Genomic DNA, 4,950 nt, shown 5'->3' on the forward strand with positions numbered 1-4,950 from the left:
GCCACAGGTGCTTTAGCAGGGGCGACCAGTGAAAAAACTGCCCCAATCTTGGCAAGCTACCTATATGGCAAAGACCCCAAAGAACTTAGCCAAGAGCAAAAAGATGCCATCACAAGCGTTCTAAGTCTAGATGTTGCTACTGGAGTTGGAGCGATTAAGGGTGTTGTTAATACCTCAAGGGCTAATAAGTTAGCTCAAGCAGAAAGGGAGGTTGATAGGGTCAAGGTTGAGAATAATATTGGAAGGGATGAGGATGTTTTTTATAAACCCATAAAAATTACAGGTGAGCCAAAAGATTTAAAAGAATATAATGATGCAAGCAAATTTACTTATTTAAATGGTGGTGGAGAATTTAAATTCTCGGAAACTAAAAATCAACAAGGTATCGAGGGTTATTTTGTTAATCAATTGGGTGATAAAATCCCAGTATCTCTTAAAAATTTAGAAACATCTAGTCCTAGAAAAGTTATGACTGTCATTAATAAAAACGCAAAAAGTATTCTTGAAGCAGAAGCACTTCCTAGCAATAATCCTCATAAGTTACCGATAGGGACATTAAACGATACCGTACTCCACATTCAAACACCAAATATCAGCAAACAACAGCTAGTTGATGAACTCACAAATTATCCCTTCCAAGGTAATGGGGGTAAATATAAGATAATCATCTTTGAAACCAAAGATGGGGGATTTACACTTCAAAATGGCAAAATAGAGAGCTATCCAAAATGAGTCAAGAAATATATATTATCCCACAAAATATTGATAAATTTACATTTAAAGATATTTTTGAAAATACAAAAAACATAAAAGAACTTTATATTTGTGGAACAATAGAACAATATGACAGCTTATTGGGATTATCAAGTATCAATGTACGCTTTCTAGATGGGGGAGACTGCTATATTATGAGAAGTGATTATGAAGATTATCATTGGTATAGTGTATTTGACTACCTAAATGACTCAAATACTTTTGGTTTAAAAAATATAGAGAATATTTCAAGAAATTGGGAGTCGCTAAACTTTATTGGGTTTACTATGGGTTCAAATGATGCTATGCCTTTGTACTTAAACAAAAATTTTATGGGATTGGTAACCTGTATTTCTAAATGCCTAAATGCTTATATTGAGGTTGTAGATACTATTTATCAAATACCTCACGGTATATATAGTATTGAAAAATGGATAGAGTTAAATCAAAACAACCAATAACAACAGTAATATCACTAATCCAACCATTAAACAGGATGGTAGAAAATATGAAACCTGCATTACCCACAAAACACCAACTCATCCAAGCCCTACTAAGTTATGCAAATAACATTGTGCCAGTAGATAAACAAGAAATCTTGGATTTCTTTATAAGCAATAATCTACCCTACCATGATGAGTATATTGACTTTTTGGCTCAATTTGGCGGTGCTAGAACAGAATTTTTTGATGCTATCAACCTAAATTGTACATTTCAAGAAATCAAAGAAATATACATTGAAGACCATCCAGATAACGCCATACCACCAAATTTTTCCTATTTTGGAACAAATGATTTTTCTGGTATATTTTGCATATCAAAAGAAACAGGGGAAATATATGAACAGAAATTAAATGATAAATATGAGCCTGTATTGGGAGAAATTTATTGCTATGATGTTTGGTCTTTGGTTTTTGCATCTCTTTTAAAAACATATAAAAATTTTATCAACAAAAATCAACCAATAATTTCTGAAATTTCAGAAAATCAAAAAATAGATTTTAGATACATAAATAAAAAACTTTTACTGAATGACATTCAAAACCCAACAATGGAGTATTATTTTGATTATAATAACAGTATTTTATACTCTCTTAATGTAGAGAGAAGTTATTTAATCACCCATATTCTTTGTGATACTTTTCTAAAAAAAGTATATGAATAATATTTTACCCACAAGACACCAACTCATCCAAGCCCTACTAAGTTATGCAAATAACATTGTGCCAGTGGATTATATTATATCACCCCCCCCCCCAATAAACCCCAATCGCTCCAATATCGGACGATAAAAACTGGCTCTGTCTGGCTTTAGGCACCCAAAGAAATTGTAACACTAATACCTACCTTAAAAAATGCTGGTTCAGTTGTTTTTAATGGAGTAAAATACACATATTCAGAAGGAAAAATATTTGCTCAGAAAATTCTTAGCCCCAACACAAAGGTTAATACTCATGTACCCACTAACAAAGATTTACCAAAGGTCTATGGTGATGGGGATTTGGAGAATGTTTATGATAGACAGAGGCAATCTAAAATTCAATATTGGAATGGTATTGCATTTAGAGCCGATTTATTAAACCATGCATCTAAATTTGACGGTTTCAATAAAACCCAAGTAAGAGGCACGCATAATAAGGTGGAATTTGAAAATTTGCAAAATACACACAATGTTAAAATTGTATCTACAACGCCAACGTCTACAATGGGTATTTATGAGATAGAATATCAAGTTCCAAGCTATCATCCACAAAACCAAACACAGATGGTTGGCTACAAAAAAGTTGAAAGGAAAACTGTCTATGATCCAACAATATATAGTGATAATGAAATGTTAGAAATGGCTCAAAAGGCAGCAGTTAATGGATATGATAATGCTGTATTAATATTCAAATCTAGCAATGGAAAGGAAAGAGGTTATGATACTGAATATAACGGTATAAAGTTCAAAGCCTATCTAAATAAAGACGACAATGGAAAAATTTTTATTGACAATGTGCATGTTATAAAATAGGTGATTTTTTTATGAAATTTAGTACTTATGATATTTTTTCAGACCAAAACTATGCAAATGATGATGAACATGCAACTGTTATAAATTGTCTCGTTCATTTATTATCAACAGACAAAATAGACATCAGAGGTTTTGAGATGTGGTTTAAAAATGGTCATGTTGGTGGCGATATCGCTTGGGGTATTTCGGACTGGGATGAATATATGGCAGAAGACCACAATATCCACGAAAAATTTGATGGATATTTATTCTATATTGATGCTGATGAGCATGGTGATTTATCAAGAGGAGAGGATCAAAAAATATTAACAAAAGAAGAGATAAAGCCCTTTATAAAAAGCATTATAGAACATTATTTAAAAATAGATATTCAAAATAATACTGGTGTATGGAATTTAATTTGGCTGTCTAAAGATTTTGGTTTTTATTAAAGAAAAATTGATAAAGGTCAGACAAAAATATAGTCATTAATATGTCAGATAGTACTGTCAATATCGGCACATTAAAAACCCAATTTGCAAAATTCCCTATTGATAGCTTAGAAAATGTCATTGTTATTGACAAACATTCTAACATCATTTTTCTTATCAAAAAGGAGATTAATAATGGCAATTAGTTTATTTTGCTATACTGCAAAAGGAATTGATGAAATATTATCAATTAATCAAAAAATTTCTGAGAGTGAAATTTTATTTATTGAAAATAGATTTTTGCTATATAGTCCAGATGAAGTTAATGAGATAGAACTAGAAATCACAGCTGAGTTTGGATTTTTTTCTAAAAATATATTTTTAATTGCCTTAAATGATAAAGACTATTCTAGCAATATACGAGATATTGCCAATCTATTTTTTGAAGCATATGGCGATGATATCTTGATTTTATTTGAAAATGAAACAAAGATAGAGTACGAGAAAGAGCAAATAGCCAACAAAATATAACGGTATAAAATTCAAAGCCAATCTGAATAAAGATAGCAATGGAAAAATTTTTATTGACAATGTGCATGTTATAAAAAAGGTGATTAATATGTATGAGTTAAATTTAGATTGGGTGCCAGAATTTGGATCTATAGTAATTTGGTTAGCTATGGATAGAAATGGAAAACTTGCATTAATGGTTAATAATTGTTGGGGCAATATTCCAAAAGTTATTCTTTCTCAAAATGACATTAAAGAAAAATTATAAAATATCAATGATTTTCTTAATGAAGAATCTGATATTTATAATTTTTACCCAAAAAATAAAGAAGGTGATTTTATATTGGATTTGTATTCTTCATTGTATAAAAAAACAATAATGACCGCAATATGCTAATATCTGATTTAAAAAAAGATTTACTAGATAGAAAAAATCTTAGTGATGTGAATATCGTAGTCAATAAAGGTATTTTCATTTACCAAGCGGTTGAGGGTAATCAAGAGGGTGATGATTATCCTGTGGGTTATCAAGGAGAGACCAAAATGGGGGATTATTACCGCTACCTCTTGCCAACAATATATGCAACTATTGATGATTTTCCAAGAGAATTATGGAATGGTATTGCATTATCAAAAACTTTGGATTTCACAAAAGATAGAGTTATGTTTAACAATTATATAAATCAATACTTTACAAACGTTGTAAGTGATTTCTTTTAAAAGTTTAAGAAGTAAACTTCCTGCAAAGTCAGCAAAAACCAATCTAGCTATTTTAATTATGCAAATCTTGTGTAAACAATATAAGCAAAATAAATGGCAACCATGCAGAAAAGAAAATTATGAGTCATATTACCCAGCAAAATCAAAATGGTGCAAATATCGATAGTATTAAATTAAATATTCAAAATACATCAGATGAATTTAAAGGCGCTTGCTATGGTTGTAGTGGCAAAAATGGTACAGGTGGGACAATTCAAGACTTTAAAAATCTAAACCAAAACATCAAAATTCATATTAAGCATGGTTCAACAGGTACCAAGCCTTAGGAGTAATTTATGAGTCATTTAGTTCAAACCCTATTATCTATCAAAAGCCCATATAATAATTTCATCGAACGCCCTGAACTTATTCAGGGCTATACAGAAGATGAAATCAAACAAATTGAACAAAAGTATGATTTCCCTATTCACGGTCAATTTAAAGAATTTTTAATGACAATGGGAAAATGTTCTGGTGGAATATTGCATGGAGATGAAATCTATA

Annotated in this window: 10 protein-coding genes and 1 pseudogene; all 11 read left to right on the top strand. The window is 30.7% G+C overall.

The annotated features are described in order from the left end of the window. Positions 1-732, top strand: a pseudogene (locus MOB01S_RS12590) (hypothetical protein); the annotation flags it as partial. Beyond that, entirely contained in the window at positions 729-1,214 is a 486-nt protein-coding gene (locus MOB01S_RS11720; RefSeq protein WP_066805717.1) for a hypothetical protein, read from the top strand. The pseudogene MOB01S_RS12590 and the gene MOB01S_RS11720, both read left to right, overlap by 4 nt. Positions 1,215-1,261: 47 nt before the next feature. Next, positions 1,262-1,918, top strand: a complete 657-nt coding sequence (locus tag MOB01S_RS11725; RefSeq protein ID WP_066805720.1) for an SMI1/KNR4 family protein — start codon at positions 1,262-1,264, stop codon at positions 1,916-1,918. Positions 1,919-2,254: 336 nt separating this feature from the next. Beyond that, positions 2,255-2,767, top strand: coding sequence for a CdiA family toxin C-terminal domain-containing protein (locus MOB01S_RS11730; RefSeq protein WP_066805722.1), 513 nt, complete (start codon positions 2,255-2,257; stop codon positions 2,765-2,767). Positions 2,768-2,778: 11 nt separating this feature from the next. Then, positions 2,779-3,198, top strand: coding sequence for a hypothetical protein (locus MOB01S_RS11735; RefSeq protein WP_066805724.1), 420 nt, complete (start codon positions 2,779-2,781; stop codon positions 3,196-3,198). A 41-nt stretch (positions 3,199-3,239) separates the two neighbouring features. Then, positions 3,240-3,383: a hypothetical protein gene (locus tag MOB01S_RS12485; protein ID WP_157073998.1), complete on the top strand. Its 144-nt coding sequence runs from the start codon at positions 3,240-3,242 to the stop codon at positions 3,381-3,383. Beyond that, positions 3,373-3,708, top strand: a complete 336-nt coding sequence (locus tag MOB01S_RS11740; protein ID WP_066805732.1) for a CDI system immunity component — start codon at positions 3,373-3,375, stop codon at positions 3,706-3,708. Before MOB01S_RS12485 ends, MOB01S_RS11740 begins: the two co-directional genes overlap by 11 nt. 88 nt (positions 3,709-3,796) lie before the next feature. Further along, a complete protein-coding gene (locus MOB01S_RS12490) occupies positions 3,797-3,955 on the top strand; it encodes a hypothetical protein (RefSeq protein ID WP_157073999.1) in 159 nt (52 codons plus the stop codon). Positions 3,956-4,077: 122 nt separating this feature from the next. Beyond that, positions 4,078-4,407: a hypothetical protein gene (locus tag MOB01S_RS11745; RefSeq protein ID WP_066805735.1), complete on the top strand. Its 330-nt coding sequence runs from the start codon at positions 4,078-4,080 to the stop codon at positions 4,405-4,407. A gap of 119 nt (positions 4,408-4,526) precedes the next feature. After that, positions 4,527-4,733, top strand: coding sequence for a hypothetical protein (locus tag MOB01S_RS11750; RefSeq protein ID WP_066805738.1), 207 nt, complete (start codon positions 4,527-4,529; stop codon positions 4,731-4,733). 9 nt (positions 4,734-4,742) lie between these two features. Beyond that, positions 4,743-4,950, top strand: a 208-nt coding sequence (locus MOB01S_RS11755) for an SMI1/KNR4 family protein (protein ID WP_218016105.1), incomplete at its 3' end; no start/stop codon positions are given.

The organism is Moraxella oblonga NBRC 102422 (assembly GCF_001598275.1).
GTDB lineage: Bacteria > Pseudomonadota > Gammaproteobacteria > Pseudomonadales > Moraxellaceae > Moraxella > Moraxella oblonga.

Excerpts from the sequence above, each read along its gene's own strand:
- MOB01S_RS11720 (WP_066805717.1), top strand. The coding sequence starts at position 729 with ATGAGTCAAGAAATATATATTATCCCACAAAATATTGATAAATTTACA.
- MOB01S_RS11725 (WP_066805720.1), top strand. The coding sequence starts at position 1,262 with ATGAAACCTGCATTACCCACAAAACACCAACTCATCCAAGCCCTACTA.
- MOB01S_RS11735 (WP_066805724.1), top strand. The coding sequence starts at position 2,779 with ATGAAATTTAGTACTTATGATATTTTTTCAGACCAAAACTATGCAAAT.
- MOB01S_RS12485 (WP_157073998.1), top strand. The coding sequence starts at position 3,240 with ATGTCAGATAGTACTGTCAATATCGGCACATTAAAAACCCAATTTGCA.
- MOB01S_RS11740 (WP_066805732.1), top strand. The coding sequence starts at position 3,373 with ATGGCAATTAGTTTATTTTGCTATACTGCAAAAGGAATTGATGAAATA.
- MOB01S_RS12490 (WP_157073999.1), top strand. The coding sequence starts at position 3,797 with ATGTATGAGTTAAATTTAGATTGGGTGCCAGAATTTGGATCTATAGTA.
- MOB01S_RS11745 (WP_066805735.1), top strand. The coding sequence starts at position 4,078 with ATGCTAATATCTGATTTAAAAAAAGATTTACTAGATAGAAAAAATCTT.
- MOB01S_RS11750 (WP_066805738.1), top strand. The coding sequence starts at position 4,527 with ATGAGTCATATTACCCAGCAAAATCAAAATGGTGCAAATATCGATAGT.